Genomic DNA, 26,624 nt, shown 5'->3' with positions numbered 1-26,624 from the left:
GAATAATGGCGAAAATTTTACTTGCTGAAGATGAAGCGGTGCTTCGTATGCTAATTGTAGATACGTTGGAAGATGAAGGGCATGAAATAGTAGAAGCACACGATGGTCAAGAAGCTGTTGAATATGCACAAAAAGAAGACTTTGATTTACTTATTGTGGATTATATGATGCCTGTGTTTACCGGTTTAGAAGTAATTCAGAAGCTAAAAGCAATCAATAGCGAGAAGTATAAACACATTCTCGTATTGTCAGCTAAAAATCAACTTGCTGATCAGTCTAGGGTCATTGAAGCAGGGGCCACGCACTTTATGTCAAAGCCATTTAGCCCTTTGGCACTAGCGGAAAAGGTTGAGGATATTTTAAATGAAAACTAAATTAAAAGTGGGAAGAAAGAGTATTTCTTCCCAGTTTATTTTACTGATACTAGTGTTTTTTGTTATGTTTGCAATCGGTTCTGTTGTGCTTATTAACGCTCAACAAAATATTGCCGAAACGTTTGACGAGCAGCGTAAAGAGTTAACGAAAAAAGAAAAGCTAATTATTGCGATTAAAAAGGATTTAAATGAAGCTTTTCTTCAAGCTCGAGGCTACATTGCATTTGATAATGAGAGCATGTATGAGCAAGCATTGAGTAGAAAAGAACCTCTACAGCAAAATATTGATGAGCTATTCCTTTTAGCTGACGAAAAGGATCAAGCTATGATTCGCAACCTTGATAATTTTGTAAATGTTTATTTCACCGAGACGATGCCAACATTTAAAGATGTGTATGTTAAGAAGGGAATAGAGGAAATACGTAAGAGTCAAAAGCGCAAAGATGCCACAGCAGGCGTTGAAAAAGTTCAACAAGACTTAAACGCATACCAACAGCAACTCTCAGATGAAATAGATGTAGCTTATGCAGATGCTTCTACGAATATGAATCAAAGCCAATGGTTCTTTATTGGTCTGTTAGGGTTCAGCTTACTAGTGCTCGTTGTATTAACAAGGGTCCTATTAAAACGAGTTGGAAAGCCCCTGAACGAGCTTGCTTATGTGGCTAGTGAAATTGCTGATGGTAAAGATTTATCTTATGAGCTAGATGAAAAGCGTGAGGATGAAATTGGCGTACTATCCAACGCTTTTTATAAAATGGTACGGAGCTTACAGGCGAATGAACAGGAATTGCTCGCTCAAAACGAAGAGCTAACTGCACAACAAGATGAGCTGCATAGTCAGCAGGATGAATTGCAAAGTGCATTAGATAAAATGAAAGAACGAGAGCATGAATTAGAATCGCGAAATGATTTTATAGATGAATTGAAAAATTCTCTGAAAAAACAAGAGGTCTTAGATAGCATTGTAAAAAACATGCGAAAAGTAATGAGAGTAGATTATGGATTCATTGCTCTTTTAAATGAAAAAGGGCATGCTTCAATTGGACTGTCAAATAGTGCCGTAGACCAAGCTCTTACAAACTTAGATAGTCATTTAGCTCTGCTTAAAGAAGAACATCAGCCTGTTGTTATTAAGCGGCTATGCCAACAGTCAGAGAAGCTTTATCATGAGAAAGAAATGTATGTATATGACGTTGTTGTACCAGTCATTTCATCCAAAGGTGAACTGATTGCTTGTATGTGCTACAGCCGATACACTAACGATTTTTCAAGTAACGATCTAGATACTTTCTCTGCTTTAAGTAAACAAGTAGCGCTTACATTAGAGAAAATTAATATTTACGAAGAGTCTGAGCATGATCGTTTATTGTCTCAGGATGTACTCAATTCTATTAAAGAAGGCATTCAGCTTGTGGATGTATCAGGTAAGGTTTTACAAGTGAATACAAATATTTGTGAAATCTTCGGGTGTCAGCATTCAAAAACTGTTCTTAACTCACCGTTGGATGAATGGACGAAGCAAATTAGTGAACGAGTAGATAATAGTGAAGAGCTGCTAGCATTCATTACTGACACCATTAATATGTCTAAAAATCGCCAGTCAACTGTCATATATCAAGTAAATATTGCAGGAGTAAATCGTGTAATTCAAGTATACAGCGAATACGTTTATCGTAACCGTCAGCATTTTGGCGTTTTATTTGTTCACCGAGACATTACAAAAGAGTTTGAAGTAGATCAAATGAAATCTGAATTTGTTAGTACAGTAAGCCATGAACTTCGAACACCGCTAGCGAGTGTATTAGGCTTCACAGAACTTATGTTAAACAAAACGCTTCGACCAGAAAGGCAAACGAAATATTTAAATACCATTTACCAAGAAGCTCAGCGTTTAACAGCTTTAATTAACGATTTTCTTGATGTGCAAAAAATGGAATCTGGAACGCAAACGTATCACAAAAATTATGTGAATTTAGTTCCGGTTTTAAAGCAAGTGGTAAACGTTCAGCAGGTGAATGCAGGAAAGCATACCTTTGATATCATTACAAGTAGTGAAGATCTTATTGTTTTTGGTGATGAGGATAAGCTCATACAGCTATTTAACAACTTAATTCACAATGCTGTTAAGTATTCGCCAGATGGTGGGAATGTACAAATAAAAGCACTTGCAGAGCATGATAAAGTGCATATCTCAATTAAAGATGAAGGAATTGGAATTCCAGAAGAAGCAATAAATAAGCTATTTACAAAGTTTTATCGCGTAGATAATTCAGATATGAGAAAAATTGGTGGAACAGGATTAGGGCTTTCTATTGTAAAAGAAATCGTTAAATCACACCAGGGTGAGATTAAAGTTAATTCAGAATGGAAAAAAGGAAGCACATTCACCGTTAGCTTGCCTTTAATGACAACTCATTCTGTTGAACAAATTGAGCAAGAAAAAGAAGACGGAAAGCGCAGCATCATCATTATTGAAGATGATAAAAGTTTAGCAAGCCTGTTGCAAGTAGAGCTAAAAGAAAGCGGTTTTTACGTTCGACATTTTGATCGAGGCGAAGCTGCAATAGAAGCGATACAAGCTAATCCGCCAGAAGCTATTGTGTTAGACATTATGCTGCATGAGCATGAGATGAACGGGTGGGATATTTTAAAGACGCTGAAAGGTGATCCAACTACTGAACATATTCCAATTTTTATTTCTTCAGCTCTCGATGAAAAGAATAAAGGCATGGAATTTGGAGCGTATGCTTATTTAGTGAAACCGTACCAACCTAGCAAATTAACAAATACAATTTTGCAAATGATTGTAGAAAAAAATGAAGGAAACGGGGAGATCTTAGTTCCACGATCAGACACAGAATAGTGTAAAGTACAACGCTAGAGCGAGACATGAAAAAAGAGTGGTGAAAGCCATTCTTTCTTTTAAAAATAACTTGAAAACGCTATCATAATGTGGTTTTATTAAACTATAGGCATAACAATGATGACCTTTGAACAACTTTTCACCTCCTTATTTGATATAAGGAGGCTTTTTTTATAAATTAGTCATAACTGGTCGATAGTATATAAAAAGGAGGGGGAATATGGATATTGCCCACATTATCGCGGAAGAAAAAATCAAGCAAGCGATTAACGATGGTGATTTCGATAATTTACCAGGAGCAGGAAAGCCGCTAGAGCTAGAAGACCTGAGTCATATTCCAGAAGAGCTGCGTCAAGCATATCGAATGATGAAAAATGCGGGCATGGTTTCAGATGAGAAACAGCTAAAAAAAGAAGTCATTACGCTCGAACAGCTGGCAGCTGTTTGTAACGGTGATGAAAAAGCTGATGTAGAACAAAAATTAACAGAAAAAAAAGTAAGGCTACAGCAAATCGTGAAGCAAAAAGGCATGGCGTCTTCTCCCTCTTATCGTCAGTATCAACGAAAGATTCATGCGAAATTTTTTGACTAACAAACGAGAGACAGCTAATATAGGAGTACAATCTTTTAGAGAAATAGTATGGTAAAGGCACGATCGGAGGCTAGCAGCTTGAGAATATTCATTTTGCTTCTTAGCATTATATTATTAGTAGCTTTTTGCTGGTATATTTTCTCGTCCCAAACAAAGCGTGCAAGTTCGTCGGGAGAAATACCTGTTTTGTTTATACATGGATATTTAGGAAATCAAAATAGCTTAGGTACGATGATAAAACGATTTGAAGAAAACAATTGGGGGCAAAAATCAGCTTATTGTATTGTGAGAAGTGATGGAACAGTACAGTGGAAACAAAAAGGGAAGTTAGCGGGGCAGCTGCCTATGGTACACATTGTGTTTAAAAAGGCAGATGCAAGCCTGGAACAGCAGACGAAATGGGTTGGACGTATTATCGATGACTTAAAGAAAATGTACCATGTTTCCTCTGTTGATTTATTAGGCCATAGTATGGGTGGTGTAACTGCTACAGCAGTTAGCTTAGAAAGACCTAAAGATGTTCATAAGTTGGTAACGCTTGGATCGCCGTTAAAGGGATTAGACTATGGTGAACTAATGGAAATGTATCCACATGCAAAGAGTCATCAGGCGTCTGAAGGAGCTCGCGATTTGGTCTTTCAATCTGCTGCATTAAGAGACATCCATGCTAAAAAAGAAGGTTTCGCAAAACATATTGATGTGTTTTCCGGAGCTGGAGATATTGGCGATGGGACTGATGGAGTTGTGACGATTGAAAGTGCCTATGGACTGGATTCGTTTACTGAGCATATTCACTTTCATACGTTTCATGAATCGCACTCAAATTTACATGAGAGCAACGAAGTAGATGAAGCCGTTTATCAATTTTTAAAAAGAGATTAAAAGCATGTATATGATGACATATACATGCTTTTTTTGTTTATTTAAAAAAGTATAGTTGACATTGATAATCATTATCATATAAACTGATAATAATTATCAATTACTAATTGGAAACAATAAGATTTTTTAACATAAGGAAGTCTTAGAGAGACTGAATTGAAATTTATAAATAGAAAGGGAGAAAAATCAATGGATAAACATTTAGTCGTAGTAAAGGCATTTAGTCATGAAGTAAGCTGCTGTTGTCCTGGAGAAAGTCACCAACACGTCATTACCTTTCATCAAGGAGACGCATGGACATTGACTGATGAACGGAAATATATTGATTCGTTAGGCTGGCATTCCTTAATGGATGTCAATCGAGAGTTTCAATGTTTCATAAGCACTGAAGAGCTTCAAGATTTATATCTGAACGGAGTCATTTGTTCAATCCTAGATTTAGATCTTCAAATGAATCATTTAAACTTTAAGATTAACGAAGCTCTCGATACGCAAAACCGCGAACTATTTCATTCAATGGTTAGCAAACGGTTTAAATTGCAAAAGATAAGAGATAAAGTGGATACAATTCATGCACAAATTGTTTAAATGCGAGTAAGAGGAGTAAAGAAATGGCAAAAATTCTAATTGGATATGCAAGTATGTCTGGTAACACAGAAGAGATAGCTGATCTGTTAAAACATAAAATTCAGAGTGCAGGACATGAAGTACATATGGAAGAGCTTGAATTATTAGATGTACAAGATTTACAAGCGTACGATGGTATTTTACTCGGAGCGTATACGTGGGGGAACGGAGATTTACCTTATGAAGCTGAAGATTTCTATGACAATTTAGGTGAAATCAACTTAATTGGTAAAAAAGGCGCTACTTTTGGTTCTGGGGACCGCGTTTATCCAGAGTTCTGTGCGGCGGTAGACTTACTTGAAGAAAGGTTAAAAAAGTGCGGAGCGGATATTGTTTGCACCGGTTTAAAAATTGAAATGGCTCCTGAGATGGAAGAAGATATTCGAGCCTGTGAAGCATTTGCTGTTACTTTTTTAAATGAACTAAATATTAGCGCTTATTAACAAAAACCTTCTGTACGATTACAGAAGGTTTTTGGTTTAACTGAATGAATAAAACTGGAAAAACACAGGTTTTAAAGAGATACAAAGTGGAATAGTAGTGGTAACAAATCGTATGATAAAGGAGATGGAACTGTGTTTGGATTAGATGATATTCCTAAATTTTTGTTTTCGTTTTTGCTCATTGTTCCTATTGTATCTATTATCCATCAGTCAGGTCATTCCTTTATGGCCTTACTATTCGGAGGACAGGTAAACTTTACAATTGGAAAAGGAAGAACAATCTTTAAATGGAAGAAAATTAAGTTGAAATCAATATATTTTTTAGACTCCGTCTGCGTATATGAAAAGCTAAAATATGATAACCGTTTTTCTCATGCTTGTGTCTATGCGGGAGGATCATTGGCTAATTTAGCATCCATCTTTATTGTAAATAGTTTAATTGAATCTAGTTTTTTTACAGCAAATCTGTTCTTTTATCAGTTTGTTTATTTTTCAGTTTACTATACGGTATTTTCTTTATTACCCGTTAGATTTTCGGAGAACTCTTCAAGTGATGGTCAAGCAATCTTTGATGTGCTTCGCCATGGAAAAGCATCATGTAATCCTGATTAAGATAAACTTTTCACCTGAATATCCCTTAAACTTTCTTTATAATAAAGAATAAAGGGAAAAAGGAGTGAGGGTATGCTGTACTTAATCCGTCATGGACAGACCGAATGGAATAAAAAGAAGCTTATTCAAGGGCAGCGCAATATAGGACTTGATGAGCAAGGCATGAAGCAAGCTCAGCAAGTTGCACGATTTTTAAAGAATGAAGGAATTGAAAAGTTATATTCAAGCGATTTAACAAGAGCTTACGATACGGCAGCAGCAATTGCGACTGCATCCGGTATTAATAACATTGAAACATGTGAAAGATTGAGAGAGCGCTCTTTTGGCCAGCTAGAAGGAAAGCCGGTTGCTTCGTTAAGAGACCTAGTTCCCAATTATGATACAAATTGGGGAAGCGAAGCTTTATACGATATGGAAGCACTAGAAGTCATTCAAGAGCGCCTTTTAAAACGTCTAACGGAAATTATGGAGGAATCCAAAGGAAGAAAGGTAGCCGTTGTGAGCCACGGAGCCATCATTAATACCTTTATCCACTACGTAACAAACGGAGAGCACGGCACAGGAAAAACAGCCCTGCAAAACACGAGCATCACAACCTTTACTTACGAGGACAAAAAGTGGAAGCTCCAAATATTAAACAACCATAGTCATCTTGTTTAATAAGATAAATTTTATCGTTATTTGTATGGATACTATAAAAGACTGGGACATAAGTAATTCAACTAATAAAAACTTGAACGGTTGAGCGTTCAGGTTTTTTGTTGATTGTGAAAGCAATGTTGGAAACTGAGTAGCCGTAGCGCATTGGAACAAACTTGGAGTTGGTTCATAAAGGTTTAATTTACTTTTTATGGTATTATGAGTGAGAGACTAGGTTTTAATTGTGAAAAGGAGAGGGAGTAATGATAGAATCACTGATTTTTGATATGGATGGAACGTTGTTTCAAACGGATAAAATTTTAGAGATATCACTGGATGATACCTTTAACCATTTACGTTCACTAAATGAATGGAATGCTGAGACGCCTATCGATAAATACCGTAACATTATGGGGGTACCTTTGCCGAAAGTATGGGAAGCTTTATTACCTAATCATTCCAATCAAATAAGAATGCAAGCAGACGCTTATTTCTTAAATAGATTAATTGAGAATATCAAAAGAGGAAAAGGTGCTCTGTATCCTAACGTAAAAGAGATTTTTAATTATTTAACAGAGAATGATTGTTCCATTTACATAGCCAGTAATGGTTTAAAGGATTATTTAGAAGCTATTGTAAGTTATTATCGTTTGGAGAATTGGATCACTGAAATATTTAGTATTGAACAAATAGAAACCTTAGACAAAAGCGATTTAGTTAAAGAGATTATAAAAAAATATGATATAAAACAAGCGGCAGTAGTAGGAGATCGACTATCGGATATCAACGCTGCCAAAAATAATAGTTTGATTGCAGTAGGATGTAATTTCGATTTTGCACAAGAACATGAACTCGCTCAGGCTGATATCGTAATAAATGATTTAATTGAACTCAAAGCAATTGTACCTATGTGTAAAGGGTTAGTGGTCAGTGAAAATCACGCCAAATAAAGAGCGTTCTCAGAATAAAAGAGTAGCCTCATTAAAAGTTGTTCCTATAAAAAGCCCGTGATTGGAATGAAGGATGCACCACTCCAGCAGGACTAGCGAGGTAGGTGAGACCCCACAGTATACGAGGAGGCTCAGCGCTCGCCCTGCGGAAAGGAAGCAATCCGAAGTGAAAATCACGCCGAATTAAGAGTGATTTTTAAATTATACTAAGAAAAGAAGCCATCCCTACTAACTAAATAAGAACTACTAATTACCATAAAAAATTTATATATATGCAATTGATTTTTATAAAAATACATAGTAGAATAAAACGGAAATATTATTCTATCAAAGTTTTACTAACAGATTAAAAAAGAAGAAAAGCATAAAAATAAAACGAATCTACTTTATATACAAATCCTATAGAGTCGTAGTTTAGGGTGGAATCAATATTCTTAAAACCCTCATTTACACCAGCATACACATCATTTATGATAAAGACATCAAATGTTTTTAGAATATTTTTAATAATTTGTTAGCAAACAGGAGGATTACTATGTCAAACGATTGGAAACATCTATTTAACAGAATGCCTGAGCTTTTAGCACCTACCATGGCAAAAGATCATCCAAATCTACCCGTTGTAAAAGAAGAAGGATGCTACTATTACGGATTAGACGGCAAACAATACCTAGACTTTACATCTGGAATTGCAACAACCAATGTTGGGCATCGTCATCCAAAAGTTGTGCAAGCTATTAAAGATGGAGCTGACCAGTTACTTCATGGACCTTCTGGCGTTATCATGTATGAGTCTATCTTGAGATTAGCTGACGAATTAGGAAAAGTTACGCCTGGCAACTTGGACTGTTTCTTCTTTGGAAACAGCGGAACGGAAGCAATTGAAGGCGCGTTAAAGCTTGCTCGTCACGTAACAAAACGACCTTACGTCGTGTCATTCTTAGGCTGTTTTCATGGACGTTCAATGGGAGCATTAAGCGTCACAACTTCAAAAAGTAAATACCGTCAGTTTCAGCAGCCTTCTGGGTTAACATATCAAATTCCATATGCCAATCCAAAAGAATGTCCAGACGGTGTTAATGTAGATGCTTATTTTGAAGACAAGCTTGAAAAAGACTTTAATACTTTGTTTAAGCATCAAGTAACGCCAGAAGAAGTGGCTGCTGTTATTTTAGAGCCCGTTCTTGGTGAAGGTGGCTACATCATTCCACCAAAAAGCTGGATGAAAAAACTTCGTGAAATCTGCGATCGTCACGGCATTTTACTTATTTTTGATGAGGTACAAACGGGATTTGGACGTACTGGCGAATGGTTTGCTGCGCAGACATTTGATGTCGTACCAGATATTATGGCAATTGCAAAAGGAATTGCTTCAGGCATTCCACTAAGTGCTACCGTTGCTTCACAAGAGCTTATGAAGAAGTGGCCTCTTGGGACGCACAGTACTACGTTTGGCGGTAATCCAATCGGATGTTCAGCTGCGCTCGCTACGCTTGAAGTACTTCAAGAAGAAAATCTTCTCGAAAACGCAAAAGAAATGGGTGCTTATGCGCTCAAACAATTGGAGCTGTTAAAAGAAAAGCATTCGCTAATTGGAGACATCCGCGGAGTGGGACTTATGATTGGAATTGAAATTGTACACCCTGAAACAGGTGAACCGAATGGGGATGCACTATTTGAAATTCTAGACTTAGCTCTTGAACAAGGCGTGCTCTTCTATTTCTGCGGCAATGCAAGCGAGGTAATTCGCATGGTTCCACCTTTATCCGTAACGAAAGAGCAGATTGATGAAGGTCTTGCTATGCTAGATCATGCCATTTATTTATATGAGCAAAAAGTTGCTATTAATGTATAAAGAGAGTGCTTAAAGCACTCTTTTTTTTGGTCTAGTCATGATAGCGGTATCATATTGTTAGAAAGAAAAATCTTTTCAGAAAAGTCATTGACATTCCCTTGTTCAGCGTGTAACATAGGATTTAAGTTATCAACAAGATTCTACAATATTCGACAAACTTCTTATCCAGAGAGGTGGAGGGACTGGCCCTGTGAAACCTCGGCAACGGACATTTGAACCGTGCCAACTCCAACAAGCGGTGCTTGATAGATAAGAAGAGAGCTGGTTCTTACATTACGTGATCCCAACCTCTTCTTACAGTCATTAAGCCACTGTAAGTGGAGGTTTTATTATTTTACAAATACATACTGTACGTTTTCTTATCTAGAGAGGTAGAGGGACCTGGCCCCATGACACCTCAGCAACAGGCTGATTGCACTGTGCTAATTCCAGCAAGCTTTTAGAAGCTTGGATGATAAGAAGCAGGTTCTTTAGTTAAGGAAGCTTCTTCTATGAAGCTTCCTTTTTATTTTTAGTAAATGAGGTGTAGGAATGAATTCAAAGATAGAAAAGCTTAAAGAAAGCATTATTGAGTATATTAACCAGCAAGCTCAAACTTACATAGATACAAGTCATGCGATCCACGACCATCCTGAAATCGGAAATGAAGAGAAATTTGCATCTTTTCTTTTATGTAAGCTTCTAGAAGAAGCAGACTTTACTGTAGAGCGTGGGGTAGCAGGTCATGCTACATCCTTTTTAGCAAGAAAAGCATCTGCAAGGAAAGGGCCGAAAATTGGGTTTCTTGCTGAGTATGATGCGCTTCCAGGGCTTGGACATGCTTGTGGACATAATATTATTGGAACAACTAGCGTAGGAGCAGCAATTGCACTTAGCCAAGTTCTTGACGAAGTAGGAGGAGAACTCGTTGTGTTAGGAACACCAGCTGAAGAAGGTGGACCAAATGGAAGCGCAAAGGGAAGCTTTGTAAAAGAGGGTCTTGTGCAAGACTTAGATGCTTGTATGATGGTTCATCCAGGGAAAGAAACGTGTATTACAGGGACAACGCTAGCTGTGGATCCTATTGATTTTGAATTTTATGGACAAGCATCTCATGCAGCATCAGCTCCTGAAGAAGGTATTAACGCTTTAGATGCTGTTATTCAGCTATTCAATGGAATAAATGCACTTCGTCAACATGTAAAGAGTAATGTGAAAATTCATGGTATTATCACAGATGGAGGAACAGCTCCCAATATTGTTCCCGACTATGCAAAAGCTCGCTTTTATATTCGCGCACAAACGCGTAAAGAGTGTGATCAAGTCACAGAAAGAGTACAGCAAATCGCAAAGGGAGCTGCTATGGCAACAGGAGCCAAGCTCAACGCATTTTTTATCCAAAACAAAGTAGATCATATGCAGCTAAATCGCGCTTTTGATCAAGTATTTAAAGAAGTCTTTACGGAATTAGGAGAAAACGTAGGTACGGCCCATAAGTCTGGAATTGGTTCATCTGATGCAGGAAACATTAGTCAAGTGGTGCCAACGATTCATCCTTATATTAAAATTGGTCCCGAAACGCTTTCATGGCATACAGATGAATTTCGTGAAGCGGCTAAATCTCCAGAAGGCGATAAAGGATTGATTCAGGGAACAAAGGGCCTTGCTATCATCGGTTTGCGCTTATTAACGGAAGGGGATACGCTTTTTACTATAAAAGGCGAATTTAATAAGAGACATAAAAATCTAGGTTAGAAAACACCTCTTCTTTCATTCACATAAAAGCTTCCTTTCACTCGTATGATAAAGAGAAAGTGAGTGAAAGGGGGACGCACTTATTATTATTGTGCAGGGTCGTGCACTAAATGTGAATGCCGTACCATATAGCATGCTTGAAGCGAATAAAGCACAGATTTTGAGAAAAATGGCTCAGTATCAAACAATCTATCGTTATGATAATATCGTGCAGTTAGATTTTGAGCTTACTACCCGCCTGCGAATTGTAGAAGCATCGTATTTGTTATATAGAAGTGGTGCAAGGTTTGCAACTTTTAAAGAATCTAAATGTAACGAAGCATATTGGCTTCGTACTGAAAAGGGAGGGTTCAAGCTAAAAGAGAACGTGTTGCCATCCGTCGCGTTAAACGATATTTTCTTTAACGGTTCGCTTTATGCGTTTGAATGTGCAGTTGCCATTGTCATGGTGTTTTATAAAGGCGTGTTAGAGAGTATCGGAGAGAGAAATTTCAATCAATTATTTACGAATCTAGTGTTGTATAGCGGTAAGTTTGATGAAGATCTGAATCTAAAAAATCATAATGGTTATGATTTTTTAGAAGGGGACTGCGCTTATTTCAAGAACCCTGATTACCATGAAGACACCCCTCAGTGGCAAGGTGAAAATACCATTATCGTCGGGAACGACTTGTATTTTGGACACGGCGTAGGCGTTAAATCCGCTGAAGGAATTATTGAGCGCCTAAATGAAAAAAGAAAAGAAAACGCAACAGAGTCTGCCTACTTAACGTCATACATTACGCGTGTTGGTTTCCGCTACCTTAGCCAATTTTATATTCATCGAGATGTCTTGGTTGACGTTGACTATGATAAGCTTCCGCTTGTTATCAGTCAAATTGGCTCAAGCACATACATTGGTTAATAAAAACCCCCGCTTTCACAAAGCGGGGGTTTCTTATAATAAATGATAGTAGTGAAACAATAAACATGCCTTAGTTACTATAGAAAGAGGCATATCCTGCTATAATAAATAAAAGAAGTAGTGCAATTGTGATACTAATAACCCACAACGACAATTTCTTCATAAAGAATACCTCCTCAATTTATTTAAAGAGTAGAAGATGAACCACCTGATGAACCGCTAGCTGTGCCGTATACAGTTTGGCGTTTTACACCAGCTGTTTTAAATCCAACCTTCCAATTCCAATCAATTTGTCCGTAAGCACGGTTAGAAGAAATCCATGTCTTGGAGCTTTGTTTTGAAATTGAAACTAGAGGATTGACGTTTTTCACTACTTTTCCACTCACGCTTTGTACAGATGTAACCTTCGATCCACTTGTAGAATAATAGACTGTAGCTTTCACTTGCGTTGTAGTAAATCCCGCAATTGTATACTTTGCTGTATAGGAAGCTGTGCGTGATATACTAGACGGTAATGTGGCAAAACGTGGCGTTGCATATGCAGATGCTACGGCTGTATTGCTTGTAGGTGCGTCATCGTAAACAACGGTCTCTGTAACTTCAATCGAATCAAGTAGTTCGTCTGGGTGATTTAAGTAGTAGATAACTTTTTCTTGCTTTTCAGGAGATAAAGCTGAAAATTGTTCTGCTGAATCCGACTCCCCTTGGCTATTAAGGTAAGCAATATATGAAGAGATAGTATATCGCTCAGACTCTGTGCCCATTGCTGAAGCAGGTTTTGTTGCAAGAAAAGAGAAGCCTAAAAGCATGATTGATAAACAAAAAATCATTTTCTTTTTTAACATTTGATGTCGGCCCTTTCCATAATTACTAGGTAAATAGAATCGTAACGACTATTACTTTACCATATTTTCCTGAAGAAACGACAAGTTTCTTTTAAAACAATCTAGAATAACTAGGTTAAGATGCCTTTAAAAAATTTCAATTTGCAAAAAAAGTATGTGAGGTTTTCTAACATCTTTCTGGCATTACTGTTAAAAAGAGAATATGATGTATTCAAGATCACATTATTCTCCTGCGATTTCGTATAACCTCTTGAAAAAGGGACTTAGGATTTTTCGTGAATCCACCTTCCTAGCTGTGTAAAACCAGCTAGGAATTTTTTTTACCTTTTCAATAGACAGAATAATTAGTTATTTGTTTATATATAATGAAACGCAAGAGAACGATGGATTTAAAGAGAGATTAGGGGGCTTGAAGAAATGCAGCACATTTTAATTAAAAATGCAGAAATTATTACAATGAATGAAAGGAATGACATTGTATATGGAGACCTATACATAGTAGGAGACCGAATTGCTGCTATTGGTAAAGAATTATCACCAGAAAAGGTCGATAGAGTCATTGATGGAACAAACCGGACAATTGTTCCTGGTTTCATTCACACTCACATTCATTTATGCCAAACAATGTTCCGTGGTCAAGGCGATGATTTGGAGTTGATGGATTGGCTTCAAAAGAAAATTTGGCCTTTAGAAGCTGCGCATGATGAGGAATCCATTTATTACTCCGCATTATTAGGTATTGGAGAGCTAATTAAAAGTGGCACCACAACCATTGTAGATATGGAAACCGTGCATCATACCGATTCAGCATTTGAAGCCATTGCACAAAGTGGTATTCGTGCTATCGCTGGCAAAGTAATGATGGATAAAAAGGCGGACAATATGCCAAAAGCATTACAGGAAACAACGGCATCTTCAATTGCGGAAAGTGTTAGGCTGCTTGAGAAATGGCATGGCTCTTATAACAATCGCATTCAATACGCGTTTTCTCCCCGATTTGTTATTTCGTGTACGGAAGATTTACTAAGAGAGGTTGCCCATTTATCTGCAGCATATGATGTGCATGTACATACGCATGCGTCTGAAAACCAAGAGGAAATCCGAATAGTAGAAGCAGAAACAGGCATGCGAAATATTTTATATTTAGATCATTTAGGATTAGCTAATGAGCGGTTAATTTTAGCGCACTGCGTCTGGCTGAATGACCAGGAAAAGGCAGTGATTAAAGATAGAGGAGTGAAAGTGAGTCATTGTCCAGGTTCCAATATGAAGCTTGCTTCAGGGTTTGCTGAGATTCCACATCTTCATGAGCAGGGTATTTGCCTCAGTTTAGGAGCGGATGGTGCGCCTTGTAACAATAACCTTGATATGTTTAATGAAATGCGCCTTGCGGCAACGATTCATAAGCCTTCCTATGGACCTACAGCGATGAATGCAAAGCATGTATTAGAGATGGCGACCATTGGTGGAGCAAAAGCTGTTGGGCTTGAAAATGAAATTGGAAGTATTGAAGTTGGAAAAAAGGCAGACTTAGCGATGCTGAATCTTTATCAGCTTCATACATTTCCATCTTACGGAGTCGACCCAATTTCACGCGTTGTTTATTCAGCTACGCGAGGAGATGTGGAAATAACGATGGTGGACGGCCAAATTGTGATGGATAACCGAGTTTTAAAAACAATTGATGAGAAGATTGTTTTAAAAGAAGCAAATGGCTCCATTGAACGTTTATTAAAAAGGGTATCGCTGCTTACGTCATAAGTAGCTAAATTTTTTATTCCTATTTTAATTTGAAAATTAAAAATAAATCGAATATAAAAAGTTTTATTATGATAACGTTTTCTGTCTTTGCATCTTTTAGAATTAGGACTATAATAGGACAAAAGATTTTACTTCAAGATGTGAAAAGTGTACGTTCTAGCCATAATAAGTGGTGGAGTTTTCTCTGCCGCTTATTATGTTTTTGTATGAGCTCTAATGAAAAAATTAGTTGTTCAAGACGCCTGATCACCACAGATTGAGGTTATTTTATAACAATAAACAGGGAGGCGCATGTTTTGGAGCGTAGTAGTATATTAGAGCGCGTGTTTAAACTCTCAGAACGTCAAACAACGCCAAAACAAGAAATTTTGGCGGGCTTAACCACCTTTATGACCGTTAGTTACATGGTTATCGTCAATCCGCTTATTTTATCTGACGCTGGGATTCCAAAAGAAGCAGCGTTAGCGGCAACGATTTATGCTATCGTATTCAGTACGTTACTAATGGCGTTATGGGCTAACTTTCCAATTGTTACTGGTCCTGGTATGGGATTAAATGCATTCTTTACGTATTCGGTTGTGTTAGGACAAGGTCTATCTTGGCAAACGGCTCTTGGTGCAGTCTTTATATCTGGTATTTTATTCTTTTTATTAACCGTAACTGGTATTCGTAGCAAAATCGTTGATGCCATTCCGAATGTTTTAAAAGCATCAATTGCTGTTGGAATTGGCTTGTTTGTTGCGTTTATAGGGTTAAAAAACGCAGGGCTTGTTGTAGCCAATGAATCAACATTTGTTGGTGTTGGAAACGTGTTGGACAAGGGGCCGTTATTAACAATATTCGGCTTGATTTTAGCCGCTGTTTTAATGGCTAAACACGTAAAAGGTGCGTTAATTATTAGTATTTTTGCTACGACTGCAGTAGCAATGATTGTTGGGTTTCAAGCTCCGCCAACCGCTATTAGCGACGTGTTTTCAGCAACTCCGCCAACAATTGGTGACACGTTTATGCAGATGGATCTAAAAGGTGCCATTGCATATGGAATTTTCTCTGTTGTTTTCTCATTTACAATTGTAGAACTTTTCGATACGCTGGCAACGCTAATTGGTTTATCTAAAAAAGCAAATTTAGTTGATGAAAATGGCAAGATTCCAAACTTAAATCGTGCGCTAGCAGCTGATTCAGTTGGAACAATGGCGAGTGCTATATTTGGTAGTACAGCTTTGAATACGTACATTGAAAATGCAACAGGAATAGCAGAAGGTGGACGTACTGGGTTAAAAGCATTAACAGTAGCTGTGTTGTTTTTATTTACCCTTTTCTTTGCTCCGTTAATCGACTTTATTCCATCAGTTGCAACGGCTCCAGCATTAATTATTATTGGTTCCTTAATGCTTAGCGATATCAAAAACATCAACTTTGATGATTTTACGGAAGTAGTTCCAGCGTTTTTAACCATTATTATGATGCCGTTAACTTACAGCATTGCTGAAGGGTTAGCGTTCGGTTTTATTTCATATACTGCTATTAAACTCTTCACTGGACGCTACCGAGAAATTCACTGGATGATGTACGTTATTACAGTTGCTTTCTTTATTAACTTCTATATGATGAGTCATTGAGAAAAGACGCCTTCTGCACAGCAGCAGAAGGCGTCTTTTAGTTTTCCTTAAGAACAAAGCTAATAATTTCATCAGCTACTTCTTCAGGTGTTAAGGTATCAGTTACAATTTTTTGATGATAGGATTGATAAATGGCTTGGCGATTATAAAATAGTTCTTCTATCTCTGCTAAACTTTTTCCTTGTAGAATAGGGCGTGTTGGAAGTAAATCATCCAATCGTTCTTTCCACGCATCAAAAGACAGAGATAAACAGATAACAATGCCGTCTTGTAAGCAAGCATCTCGAATGGCATCTTGTAAAAAAGCGCCTCCTCCAAGAGACAAAACGGTCTTTTTCTCTTTTACGAGCTGAGAAATCGTTTCTTTTTCTTTTTGCCGAAAAAATGCTTCTCCATGAACACGAAAAATTTCCGTTGTTTGCATGCCCATACTTGCTTCAATACGCTGGTCCGTATCAATGAATTGAAAATCTAGTTTGCGTGCAAGTGCTTGTCCAATCGTTGTTTTCCCTACGCCCATAAACCCAACTAAAACGATGGTTTGCTCCATGTTGTAACCTCTTTCTATCTATGAAATATTAATGGAATTATAATATAGGTTGAAGTATTTGTAAAAGTGAGACAAATTAGTCCGCTTGCTTTAACTCCATTGATAAATAAACCCGCGTCGTTTTACGATTCGTATATTTAGGGTTATTGCTTCGATTATATTCAGGGGACTGGTGTTTGATAGTGTAATGTTTTTCGAAGCTTTTAATCATTTCTTCAATTTCTTTGGCGTCCCCTGCGAGCCGTACCTCAATCATGTATAAGCGCTCCTTTTTCTGTGTAATTGCTACGCTATCATATCACGAAGAGTCGATTTTCGTAATTATTTCGAGTAAAGAATATCTAGAAATTCAACTATATTAGCGTTACAATAGAGAAGTTGAAAATAATGGATAAGAGCAGTACGTTAGGTGGGAGAGTTATTGAATAAATATAAAATTTACGGTGTTTTAGTATTCGTCATGTTGTTGTGGGGAGTGAACGTTGTTGCGCTCAAGCTACTTGTAGGCGCATTTGCTCCTGTTACGATGACGGCTTTTCGAATTCTTTTTGCGGGGATTGCCGTTTTGGTTTTTCTTAAAATTACAAAATCACTGCGTAAAATTACGTTAAAAGAGCTTGGGTTTATTACGATGGTTGGTTTTTTTAACGTTGTTTGCCATCATTTCTTTTTGTCAACGGGATTAAAAGAAACCAGTGCGTCAAACGGAGCGTTAATTTTGGGGCTAAGTCCAATTTTAACGACGATTTGTGCAGTTTTCTTTTTAGGCACGAGGCTAACATTCTTCCGTTTTGTTGGCGTAGTGAGTGGGTTTTCTGGAGTTGCTTTTATCGTATTAGCTGGAAGCGGAGCGGTCACGGGTGGAACAAAAGGTGATTTGTTTGTCTTTTTATCTATCTTAACGCAAGCCATTAGTTATGTGTTTATTCGACGTGCTTCAACAACATTGGATGCGCGTTTAATGACAGGATGGATGCTAATAACAGGGTCAGCGTTTTTACTTGGAATTAGCTTCATTATAGAACCACACGGATTGCAAACGATGGCACAAACAAGAATAGACTTATGGCTATTGTTCTTAGGTTCCGCACTGCTAGCAACAGCATTTGGACATATGGTTTACAATCAAGCCGTCCAACATATTGGACCAGCAGAGTCATCCATTTTTGTAAATTTAAATCCATTTTTTGCGCTTGTTAGTTCAGCTGTTTTTTTACAAGAAGAAATTCAAGCAGCTCAGCTGTTTGGCTTTCTATTTATTGTAGCAGGTGTATTCTTAGGTAGTGGCTTAATTGATAAATGGTTCAATCAAAAGAAAAATACAATACATTCACATGTGTAAGAGAGGCATTCTTTTAAAGAATGCTTTTTTATTGTTGACTAACTTGTATATACAGGTTAGTATAGAACACGTAATACATGTATATACAAGTTTTAGTTACGTTATGTTTTATACGTTAGCGCAATTAAAAATATGGGTACCTCTTTTATAAGAAATGAAAGCGATAACAAGGAGGAAGAGGATTATGGCTGTGAATCGTACATCTGTCGAGCAAATCATTGAAGCCGTTGGGGGAAAAGAAAACATTTCAGCAGCAACTCACTGCGTGACGCGTTTGCGCCTAGTGCTGCATGATGAAAAGAAAGTAAATGAAGAAGCGCTAAATAATCATGATTTAGTCAAAGGCTTCTTTTCAACAAATGGACAGTTCCAGGTGGTCATTGGCCAGGGAACAGTTGATAAAGTTTATAAAGAAATGGTAACGATTACAGGTATCGGAGAATTATCAAAAGACGAAGTGAAAAATGAAGCTGCGAAAAATTTAAACCCGTTGCAGCGAGCTATTAAAACATTAGCTGACATCTTTATTCCAATCTTGCCTGCCATCGTAACGGCTGGTTTGTTGATGGGGATTAACAACATCTTAACGGGGCCAGGGATCTTCTATGATGATAAGTCGCTAGTAGATGTTCATACACAATGGAAAGATTTAGCGAGTATGATCAACTTGATTTCAAATACCGCATTTGTCTTTTTACCGGGTCTTATTGGTTGGTCAGCTGTGAATCGTTTTGGAGGAAGTCCACTGCTCGGTATTGTGCTAGGGTTGATGCTTGTTCACCCAGACTTATTAAATGCATGGGGATATGGTGAAGCACTTCAAAAAGGTAACATTGATACATGGAACTTATTTGGTTTAGAAGTTGAAAAGGTAGGTTATCAAGGTCAGGTCTTACCTGTACTAGTTGCATCATTGGTGCTTGCTAAAATTGAAATCTTTTTAAGAAAGCGTATTCCAGATGGTTTTCAGCTTTTAGTTGTAGCACCTGTTGCGTTATTACTAACGGGATTCCTGGCATTCATTGCAATTGGGCCTGTAACGTTTGCAATTGGAAACGCTATTACAGCAGGAGTTGTATGGTTGTTTGAAACAGCTCCGTTTATCGGTGGTATCATTTATGGTGGACTGTATGCACCTCTCGTTATTACCGGGATGCATCATACGTTCTTAGCTGTGGATCTTCAGCTCATTGGTAGCATCGGTGGTACGTTCTTATGGCCAATGGTGGCATTATCAAATATTGCGCAGGGGTCAGCTGCATTTGCCATGATGACATTGGCTAAAAATGATGAAAAACTTCGCGGGTTATCACTAACATCAGGGGTATCTGCATGGTTAGGAATTACAGAACCCGCCATGTTTGGAGTAAACTTACGTTATCGATTTGCGTTTATTTCAGCCATTATTGGTTCTGCTATTGCAGGTGTTATCGTTACAATGAATGGTGTAAAAGCAGCATCCATTGGAGTGGGTGGAATTCCTGCACCGCTATCCATTTTACCAAGCGATTGGGGAGCTTTTTTAATCGGAATGGCAATTGTAATTGTTGTGCCGTTTGTTTTAACGCTACTTTTTGGAAAGCTACAGAAGAAAAAAGTATAATATCAAAATGAATTGTAAAGAAAGTGATGGTGATGAAGATGACGCAGCCGTGGTGGAAAAAGTCGGTTGTTTATCAAATTTATCCGAAGAGTTTCTATGATACGTCTGGCAATGGCGTTGGAGATATTAATGGAATTATTGAGAAGTTAGATTATTTAAAAACACTTGGGGTTGATGTCGTATGGCTTACTCCAATTTATCAATCGCCACAGCGCGACAATGGATATGATATTAGCGATTACTTTTCAATTCATAGTGAGTATGGCACGATGGAAGACTTTGAACGCTTATTAAAGGAAGCTCATAGCCGCGATATTAAAGTTATCATGGATATTGTTGTGAACCATACTTCAACAGAGCACAAGTGGTTTCAGGAAGCACGAAAATCGAAGGAAAATCCGTACCGTGATTTTTACATTTGGAAAGATCAAAAAGAAGATGGTTCGGCTCCTACGAATTGGATTTCCAAATTTGGTGGATCTGCGTGGGAGCATGATGAACTAACAGATCAATCTTATCTTCATTTGTTTGACGTAACGCAGGCGGACTTAAATTGGGAAAACGAAAAGGTTCGTAAACAAGTGTATGATATGATGCACTTTTGGTTTGAAAAAGGCGTTGATGGCTTTCGATTAGATGTTATTAACTTAATTTCAAAAGATCAGCGCTTTTTAGATGACGATGGGAAAACGCCTCCTGGAGACGGTCGTAAATTTTATACGGATGGACCTCGCGTTCATGAGTATATGAAAGAAATGAATGAACAAGTATTTTCAAAATACGATAGTATGACAGTCGGAGAGATGTCTTCAACAACGATCGATCATTGTATTAACTACACGCGTCCCGACCGTCAAGAGTTAAGTATGACGTTTAATTTTCATCATTTAAAGGTTGATTATCCTAATGGTGAAAAGTGGTCAGTTGGTGACTTTGATTTTCTAAAGCTTAAAGATATTTTATCAACCTGGCAAGTTGAGATGAATAAAGGCGGAGGGTGGAACGCACTATTTTGGTGTAACCATGATCAGCCAAGGGTAGTTTCTCGCTATGGAAATGACAAGGAGTTTCACGACAAGTCTGCTAAGATGCTTGCCACAACTATTCATATGATGCAAGGTACGCCCTATATTTATCAAGGTGAAGAGATTGGGATGACTAATCCAGGCTTCAATGATATTTCCGATTACCGTGACGTAGAATCACTTAACATCTATGAAATTAAGCGTAAAGAAGGCATGAGTAAGGAAGAGATTATTTCAATTTTAAAAGCAAAGTCTCGCGACAACTCACGCACACCCGTACAGTGGAACGACAAAGAACACGGTGGGTTTACGTCAGGAACACCTTGGATCAACGTGGCTTCTAACTACAAAGAGCTAAACGTAGAGGGTGCTTTAAAAGACAAAACATCCGTTTTTTATCATTATCAAATGTTAATTGCGCTTAGACAAGAATATGATATCGTTACAAGCGGAGATTACGAGCTTCTTTTAAGCAACCACCCAGAGATATTTGCATATGTGCGAAACGGAACGAATGAAAAGCTTCTCGTAGTGAATAATTTCTATGGTAAAGACGTAACGTTTGAGCTACCTGAAACGGTTGATGTCGAAGGCTATAAAAGCGAAATCTTATTATCAAACTATGATGATTCATCATTAGAATACGCTAAGGTGCAGCTTCGCCCTTATGAATCAATTGTATATCGTCTTAAAAAGTGAACGATGAGTGACAACTCATCGTTCTTTTTATAAAATAAACGAAGGTAGGTGAAGTCATGAAAGAAAATAAGTTTATGCAAATCTATGAAGAACTAGTGGAAAATATTAAACAAAAGAGATGGCCACCTCATACAAAGCTACCTTCTGAAAATGAGCTAGTGGTGGCGTATCACACGTCTCGTGAAACAATTCGAAAAGCCTTGAATCTTTTATCACAAAACGGTTATATTCAAAAAATTAAAGGCAAGGGATCTTATGTGTTAGAAGTATCGCGATTTGATTTCCCTATTTCAGGACTTGTTAGTTTTAAAGAGATGGCTGAAAAACTTGGACATGAATCAAGAACAGTGGTTGAAGACTTTGAATTAATTAAGCCTGATAGTGAACTGTGCACGCAGCTAAACAGTACATCGCGAGACTCCATTTGGAAGGTGGTACGTGCGCGTGAAATAGATGGTGAGAAAATTATCTTAGACAAGGATTTCTTTTTACAAAAAAAGGTTCCTCATTTAACTCGTGAAATTTGTGAAGGGTCTATCTATGAGTATTTGGAAAAAGAAGTAGGTTTAAGCATTAGCTTTGCTAAAAAAGAAATTTCGGTAGATGAAGTAACGGAAGATGATGAGCGCTATTTAGATTTAAAAGATTATACTCACATCGTCGTTGTAAGAAATTACGTTTATCTTAATGACGCAAGTTTATTTCAATATACGGAATCGAGACACAGGCTGGATAAATTTCGGTTTGTAGATTTCGCAAGAAGAGGCATTTAAAGAGCAGAGGGGGAAAATTCTCTTAATTCTTTAGTGCTTTTTCTTTTGCTTTGCCAAATCATAATCCGTGTCTTTTGGCACAATTATGATCGAAAGCTTGAAATAACGAGATTATTTTGATTAATTGAAACGTAGTGTGTAATTTTTTTGAGGTAGGAATTGAACGATTACATTCAAGAGACAATAGAAGGGAAGAAAGGAGTGGATAACGAGTGAACACTGAATACAACATTTATCCATTGGGAGATAGCGGTATCGTTGTCTCATTCGGTGAGGTTATTCATCCAGCAATACATACAAAGGTCCAACAGTTTATAGCGACTCTTGAAGCTAATCGTTTTGAAGGCATAATTGAATATGTACCTGCTTTTACAACAGTAACGATTTACTATAAGCCTTCTAATTTTGCTAATCGAGTTGGAAAAACCCCCTATGAAATCGTAAAAAATAAAGTAGAAGCCCTTCTTCAGCTCCTAAAAACTGAAGGCGAATCAACGTCTCGTATTGTTGAAATACCGGTTTGCTATGGTCATGAGTTTGGGCCTGATTTAGACCATGTTGCAAATTATCATCAACTTACGGAAGAAGAAATAATTAAGATTCATTCATCCGAAGACTACCTAGTTTATATGATTGGGTTTGCACCCGGCTTTCCATACTTAGGTGGAATGAACAAACGATTAGCTACTCCACGAAAGGGAAATCCTCAAGCGGCCATACCAAAAGGGTCAGTTGGTATTGCAGGAGAACAAACAGGAATTTATCCGCTTGAAACACCAGGAGGATGGCAAATCATTGGACGAACGCCCCTATCATTATTTAAGCCACTAAATCAAAAGCCAGTTCTTTTAAAAGCGGGAGACTCCATTCGTTTTATACCGATTACCAAAGAAGAATATGTGGCTCAAAAGGAGGGTGACCATGAGTATTAATATCATCCGGCCAGGGTTACTAACAACTGTTCAGGATTTGGGAAGACAAGGATTTCAAAAACAAGGAATTATCGTGAGTGGAGCTATGGATGCTCTTGCTTTTCGAATTGCAAATTTGCTTGTTGGAAATGAAGAGGGAAAAGCAGCACTAGAAATCACCTTAATGGGACCAAAGATTAAGTTTGAAGAAGATACGCTTATCGCAATTACGGGAGGAGATTTGTCACCAACAATTGATGATGAACCCGTTAAGATGTGGCGTCCTGTTTTTGTATCAAAGGGCAGTATGTTAGCATTTGGTTTTCCAAAATCAGGATGTCGTGCTTATTTAGCTGTATCTGGTTCATTTGCTATGAACCCAGTGATGGGAAGCTTATCGACGTCATTACGTCCAGAAATCGGTGGCTTTAAAGGGCGTGCGCTGCAGGCGGGAGATCGGCTACTTTGTCACCCTAAAACAAAAGTAGGAGAACTAATTCGTAGTCGGCTTATAACCAAGCAGACGGATAAGCCTTTCAAGCAAGCATTTTGGACCATTCATCCAGATTTTCTGCCGCGATACGAAGAAAATCCAATAATTTCAGTAATTGAAGGACCGGAATACAGTTGGTTTACGGAAGAAAGTAAGGTGTCTTTTTTTAATACAAGCTATTCAGTTACTCCTCAATCAGATCGAATGGGATATCGATTGCAAAATGAGAGTACAGTACTGAAGCAAACAAACCAACGAGAGCTGCTATCAACTGGGGTTACGTTTGGTACTATTCAAGTTCCAAATGACGGTCAACCGATTATTCTATTAGCTGACCACCAGACAACAGGTGGTTATCCGAGAATTGGTCAAGTAGCGTCAACTGATTTTTCTACACTTGCACAAGTACCGCCTGGAAAACAGCTGACGTTTAAAATGATTTCATTAAAAACGGCGCAAAAGTGCTTAATGAAACAAGAGAAATTACTTGATCATTTAAAGATAATGCTGAGGATGAAAAACTAAGGGAGGTGTCTTTTTGGTAACAATTGATTTGAATTGTGATTTGGGTGAAAGCTTTGGTGCTTACATTATTGGAAATGACGAAGCGATATTACCGTACGTAACGTCTGCTAATATTGCTTGTGGCTTTCATGCTGGGGACCCTTCTGTCATGCAAAGAACCGTCGAGCTAGCGCTTCGAGAAAACGTCGCAATTGGTGCGCATCCAGGACTGCCTGACTTAAGTGGATTTGGTCGAAGAAACATGGCTATTTCCGCACGCGAAGCGTTCGATATAACGCTGTATCAAATCGGTGCCTTATCAGCTTTTTGTCAAGCTTTAGGAGCACCGTTGCATCATGTAAAGCCTCATGGTGCATTATATAATATGGCGGCAGTGAACACAGAGCTAGCAGAAGGAATTGCAGAAGCGATTTACACAATAGGTGAAGAGTTAATTCTGTACGGACTAGCAGGAAGTGCGCTTGTTACAGCTGGAAAGCGAATTGGCTTATCAACCGCAAACGAAGTGTTTGCAGACCGAACGTATGAAAAAGATGGTACGTTAACGCCTCGAACGATTAAAGGCTCTGTTATTCATGATACCCAACAAGCCATCAATCAAGTTATTACCATGATCAAAGAAGGAAAAGTACATACCCGTCAAGGGGAACAAATAAAAATTGAAGCAGATACAGTTTGTATTCATGGGGACGGACCGAATGCTATTGTATTTGCAAAATCCATTCATCATCAGCTTAAGGAAGAAAGAATTATTATCCAAACAAGATGAGGTGACAGCATGAAAACAAACCGCAATTGGAGCGTCTTGCTGGGCGCTGCGTTCTTAATGGCTACATCAGCTGTAGGGCCAGGCTTTTTAACTCAAACTACGGTGTTTACCCAAGCATTAGCTGCTAGCTTTGGGTTTGTTATTTTACTTTCTATTTTATTAGACATTGGTGTTCAGCTAAATGTTTGGCGAATCATTGCAGTTTCAGAAAAGCGAGCGCAAGATATTGCCAATATGGTTGTACCGGGACTAGGTTTATTTCTAGCTATTCTGATTGTAATTGGAGGTCTAGCGTTTAATATTGGAAACGTAGGCGGAGCTGGATTAGGACTAAACGTATTATTTGGCATTTCACCACAGGTAGGAGCGATTATTACGGCAGTTATTGCCATTGGTGTGTTTCTTGTAAAGGAAGCTGGCAAGCTAATGGATCGATTTGCACAGCTGATGGGAGGCATTTTAATTTTACTTATGATTTATGTTGCCTTTTCGTCTTCTCCACCGGTAGGAGAAGCAATTGCTAAATCGTTTATGCCAGATCAAATTGATGTCATCGCAATCGTAACGTTAGTAGGTGGAACAGTAGGAGGTTATATTACGTTTGCTGGTGGTCATCGCTTGTTAGATGCTGGGATTAAAGGGAAAGCTGCTATTCCAGAAGTGACAAGAGGTGCTGTATCGGGTATTACCATAGCATCACTCGTTCGAATCTTTCTTTTTCTTGCAACATTGGGCGTCATCAGTCAAGGGTTTACGTTAAACCCTGATAACCCACCCGCATCTGTATTTCAGCTCGCAGCAGGAAATATCGGGTATAAGCTGTTTGGCGTAGTAATGGCGGCAGCTGCAATTACATCCGTCATTGGTTCAGCTTATACGTCTGTATCATTTATTAAATCATTTAATAAAAAAGTTGCTCAATATGAAAACTGGGTCATTATCGGTTTTATCACTATATCAACATTGGTGTTTTTAACTATTGGTCAGCCCGTTACCCTCTTAATTTTAGCAGGTGCTTTAAATGGGCTAATCTTACCAATCTCGCTTGGTACAATGCTTGTAGCTGCCTATAAGAAAAAAATTGTAGGAGACTATCAGCATCCACTTTGGCTTACCATTTTCGGCACCTTCGTTGTAGTTATTATGGCTGTTATGGGTGTGTATACGCTTTTTAAGCAGCTAGGACAATTATTTTAACGTAGCAGAGAACTGAGACATAAGTAGTGAA

General features: G+C 38.0%; 25 protein-coding genes and 2 riboswitches. Of the genes, 22 read left to right on the top strand and 3 right to left on the bottom strand.

The annotated features are described in order from the left end of the window. Positions 1-5: 5 nt before the first annotated feature. From V2145_RS14760 to V2145_RS14705, 12 genes are all read left to right on the top strand, one after another. Entirely contained in the window at positions 6-374 is a 369-nt protein-coding gene (locus tag V2145_RS14760; protein WP_311859086.1) for a response regulator transcription factor, read from the top strand. Continuing rightward, complete coding sequence (locus V2145_RS14755; RefSeq protein ID WP_311859084.1) at positions 364-3,240, top strand: ATP-binding protein; 2,877 nt, start codon at positions 364-366, stop codon at positions 3,238-3,240. The genes V2145_RS14760 and V2145_RS14755 overlap by 11 nt, the downstream gene beginning before the upstream one ends. Before the next feature lie 220 nt (positions 3,241-3,460). After that, on the top strand, positions 3,461-3,832 hold the full coding sequence (locus V2145_RS14750; RefSeq protein WP_094912307.1) for a DnaJ family domain-containing protein: 372 nt from the start codon (positions 3,461-3,463) through the stop codon (positions 3,830-3,832). Positions 3,833-3,910: 78 nt separating this feature from the next. Next, positions 3,911-4,714, top strand: coding sequence for an alpha/beta fold hydrolase (locus V2145_RS14745; RefSeq protein WP_311859083.1), 804 nt, complete (start codon positions 3,911-3,913; stop codon positions 4,712-4,714). 189 nt (positions 4,715-4,903) lie between these two features. Then, on the top strand, positions 4,904-5,302 hold the full coding sequence (locus V2145_RS14740) for a hypothetical protein (protein ID WP_094912311.1): 399 nt from the start codon (positions 4,904-4,906) through the stop codon (positions 5,300-5,302). Between the two features lie 23 nt (positions 5,303-5,325). Then, complete coding sequence (locus V2145_RS14735) at positions 5,326-5,784, top strand: flavodoxin (RefSeq protein ID WP_311859081.1); 459 nt, start codon at positions 5,326-5,328, stop codon at positions 5,782-5,784. A gap of 132 nt (positions 5,785-5,916) precedes the next feature. After that, positions 5,917-6,396 carry a hypothetical protein gene (locus tag V2145_RS14730; RefSeq protein ID WP_062686939.1) on the top strand — a complete coding sequence of 160 codons (480 nt, stop codon included), beginning with the start codon at positions 5,917-5,919 and terminating at the stop codon, positions 6,394-6,396. 72 nt (positions 6,397-6,468) lie between these two features. Continuing rightward, the gene (locus V2145_RS14725; protein ID WP_094912314.1) at positions 6,469-7,056 is read left to right on the top strand and encodes a histidine phosphatase family protein; all 588 of its coding nucleotides are present in this window, start codon (positions 6,469-6,471) and stop codon (positions 7,054-7,056) included. A 242-nt stretch (positions 7,057-7,298) separates the two neighbouring features. Then, positions 7,299-7,985, top strand: a complete 687-nt coding sequence (locus tag V2145_RS14720; protein ID WP_210611082.1) for an HAD hydrolase-like protein — start codon at positions 7,299-7,301, stop codon at positions 7,983-7,985. Between the two features lie 535 nt (positions 7,986-8,520). After that, entirely contained in the window at positions 8,521-9,840 is a 1,320-nt protein-coding gene (locus V2145_RS14715) for an aspartate aminotransferase family protein (protein ID WP_330987949.1), read from the top strand. Positions 9,841-9,998: 158 nt separating this feature from the next. Then, a riboswitch (SAM riboswitch) is annotated at positions 9,999-10,096 on the top strand. Between the two features lie 100 nt (positions 10,097-10,196). Beyond that, positions 10,197-10,301: riboswitch (SAM riboswitch) on the top strand. A 70-nt stretch (positions 10,302-10,371) separates the two neighbouring features. Further along, positions 10,372-11,574 (top strand): M20 family metallopeptidase, encoded by a 1,203-nt coding sequence (locus V2145_RS14710; protein ID WP_330987947.1) that lies wholly within the window; start codon positions 10,372-10,374, stop codon positions 11,572-11,574. Between the two features lie 91 nt (positions 11,575-11,665). Continuing rightward, on the top strand, positions 11,666-12,478 hold the full coding sequence (locus V2145_RS14705) for a protein-glutamine gamma-glutamyltransferase (protein WP_094912321.1): 813 nt from the start codon (positions 11,666-11,668) through the stop codon (positions 12,476-12,478). A 185-nt stretch (positions 12,479-12,663) separates the two neighbouring features. On the opposite strand, the gene V2145_RS14700 is transcribed toward V2145_RS14705, so the two are convergent. After that, a complete protein-coding gene (locus tag V2145_RS14700) occupies positions 12,664-13,323 on the bottom strand; it encodes a hypothetical protein (protein ID WP_094912322.1) in 660 nt (219 codons plus the stop codon). Positions 13,324-13,740: 417 nt separating this feature from the next. On the opposite strand from V2145_RS14700, the gene V2145_RS14695 reads away from it, so the two are divergent. Next, complete coding sequence (locus V2145_RS14695; RefSeq protein ID WP_131887428.1) at positions 13,741-15,084, top strand: 5'-deoxyadenosine deaminase; 1,344 nt, start codon at positions 13,741-13,743, stop codon at positions 15,082-15,084. Between the two features lie 296 nt (positions 15,085-15,380). After that, positions 15,381-16,706: an NCS2 family permease gene (locus V2145_RS14690; RefSeq protein WP_094912324.1), complete on the top strand. Its 1,326-nt coding sequence runs from the start codon at positions 15,381-15,383 to the stop codon at positions 16,704-16,706. 37 nt (positions 16,707-16,743) lie between these two features. Here V2145_RS14690 and V2145_RS14685 read toward each other — a convergent pair whose 3' ends face one another. Further along, positions 16,744-17,256 (bottom strand): shikimate kinase, encoded by a 513-nt coding sequence (locus V2145_RS14685; protein WP_094912325.1) that lies wholly within the window; start codon positions 17,254-17,256, stop codon positions 16,744-16,746. A 76-nt stretch (positions 17,257-17,332) separates the two neighbouring features. Continuing rightward, positions 17,333-17,512, bottom strand: coding sequence for a YvzF family protein (locus V2145_RS14680; RefSeq protein WP_330987945.1), 180 nt, complete (start codon positions 17,510-17,512; stop codon positions 17,333-17,335). Between the two features lie 165 nt (positions 17,513-17,677). Between V2145_RS14680 and V2145_RS14675 the strand changes: the two genes are divergently transcribed. The 8 genes from V2145_RS14675 (at position 17,678) to V2145_RS14640 (ending at position 26,593) form a co-directional block, all read left to right on the top strand. Further along, complete coding sequence (locus tag V2145_RS14675; RefSeq protein WP_286175330.1) at positions 17,678-18,598, top strand: DMT family transporter; 921 nt, start codon at positions 17,678-17,680, stop codon at positions 18,596-18,598. Between the two features lie 184 nt (positions 18,599-18,782). Then, on the top strand, positions 18,783-20,201 hold the full coding sequence (gene treP / locus V2145_RS14670; protein WP_094912327.1) for a PTS system trehalose-specific EIIBC component: 1,419 nt from the start codon (positions 18,783-18,785) through the stop codon (positions 20,199-20,201). A 38-nt stretch (positions 20,202-20,239) separates the two neighbouring features. Continuing rightward, a complete protein-coding gene (treC, locus tag V2145_RS14665) occupies positions 20,240-21,925 on the top strand; it encodes an alpha,alpha-phosphotrehalase (protein WP_330987944.1) in 1,686 nt (561 codons plus the stop codon). Positions 21,926-21,981: 56 nt separating this feature from the next. Beyond that, positions 21,982-22,698: a trehalose operon repressor gene (gene treR / locus V2145_RS14660; RefSeq protein ID WP_094912329.1), complete on the top strand. Its 717-nt coding sequence runs from the start codon at positions 21,982-21,984 to the stop codon at positions 22,696-22,698. 212 nt (positions 22,699-22,910) lie between these two features. Continuing rightward, on the top strand, positions 22,911-23,630 hold the full coding sequence (gene pxpB / locus V2145_RS14655) for a 5-oxoprolinase subunit PxpB (RefSeq protein WP_131887424.1): 720 nt from the start codon (positions 22,911-22,913) through the stop codon (positions 23,628-23,630). Further along, positions 23,620-24,627, top strand: a complete 1,008-nt coding sequence (locus V2145_RS14650) for a biotin-dependent carboxyltransferase family protein (protein ID WP_131887423.1) — start codon at positions 23,620-23,622, stop codon at positions 24,625-24,627. The genes pxpB and V2145_RS14650 overlap by 11 nt, the downstream gene beginning before the upstream one ends. A 13-nt stretch (positions 24,628-24,640) precedes the next feature. Continuing rightward, on the top strand, positions 24,641-25,396 hold the full coding sequence (locus V2145_RS14645; protein ID WP_311859061.1) for a LamB/YcsF family protein: 756 nt from the start codon (positions 24,641-24,643) through the stop codon (positions 25,394-25,396). Positions 25,397-25,405: 9 nt separating this feature from the next. After that, positions 25,406-26,593 carry an NRAMP family divalent metal transporter gene (locus V2145_RS14640; protein ID WP_094912336.1) on the top strand — a complete coding sequence of 396 codons (1,188 nt, stop codon included), beginning with the start codon at positions 25,406-25,408 and terminating at the stop codon, positions 26,591-26,593. Positions 26,594-26,624 lie beyond the last annotated feature (31 nt).

This window comes from Priestia sp. GS2, from assembly GCF_036409025.1.
GTDB lineage: Bacteria > Bacillota > Bacilli > Bacillales > Bacillaceae_H > Priestia > Priestia aryabhattai_A.
Note: the sequence above shows the minus strand (reverse complement) of the source record. Positions and strands in the feature narration are given on the sequence as shown.